1 protein-coding gene is annotated in these 828 nt (G+C 34.4%); it reads left to right on the top strand.

Annotated elements, in window-relative coordinates; translation table 11 throughout:
* The coding region (locus Xenpb_RS19370) for a winged helix-turn-helix domain-containing protein (RefSeq protein ID WP_187655740.1) at positions 1 to 735 on the top strand (735 nt) is incomplete at its 5' end.
* Positions 736 to 828 lie beyond the last annotated feature (93 nt).

Raw genomic sequence — 828 nt, forward strand, 5'->3', positions numbered from 1 at the left:
AGCAATCATGAAATCACACTATCAAACCAAGCGGCGCGACTGCTGCTTGAAATGGTCACTAACAGCAATGAAACTCTTCATCGGGAAGATTTATTGAAAAGGGTATGGGAGGATTATGGTTTTACACGTTCAAACAATAGCCTCAATGTCGCTGTAAGCGAGATTCGAAAATCATTTGAATCCTTGGGAAGGGATCCAAAGATTATCATCACCATTCCTAAAGTAGGTTTTCGTTTCGAGGGTGCTGTAGAGCCAGTAATTGAACAGAGTGAAAATAATGTTTTTCCTATTAATGAAAGTGAGGCGCAATTAAAGCACCCCGCTGATAAAACTATTTTCACAAGGCCAAAAAACCAACAAATAAAAAAATTCGTTATATGCATGACATTCGTTTTCTTCTGTAGCTACGCTTCTTATGAAGCTTTTATTACATTCAAACACCTAAACGTACGCGATGAAAAAACAACATTTCTTTATAGCATTGGAAAATGTGACGTTTATGCATTGGGAGATCTTCCAATAGATGTGGGTGAGAATTATATTGATATAGCCAAACAAGATATCAACAAAGAAATCATTAATTGCGACCTCGCGAAGGGTAATATTTACTATAAAAAAACACGTAGTGGCAGTCAGGACACACAAATTAGTTTTATAGGTATATGTGGCTTAGACAAAAATAACAAAACTAAAGACTGCAGAAGCATATTAAACAATATTGGTGTAAATCGATGAAAAAAAACCATTGGTTATATATTGCGCTTTCATTACTTTCCATTATTTTGTTAATAGTATCATTTGAAATTATCAATGTGGACAATAAAAAAA

Source organism: Xenorhabdus sp. PB62.4 (assembly GCF_014467285.1).
GTDB lineage: Bacteria > Pseudomonadota > Gammaproteobacteria > Enterobacterales > Enterobacteriaceae > Xenorhabdus.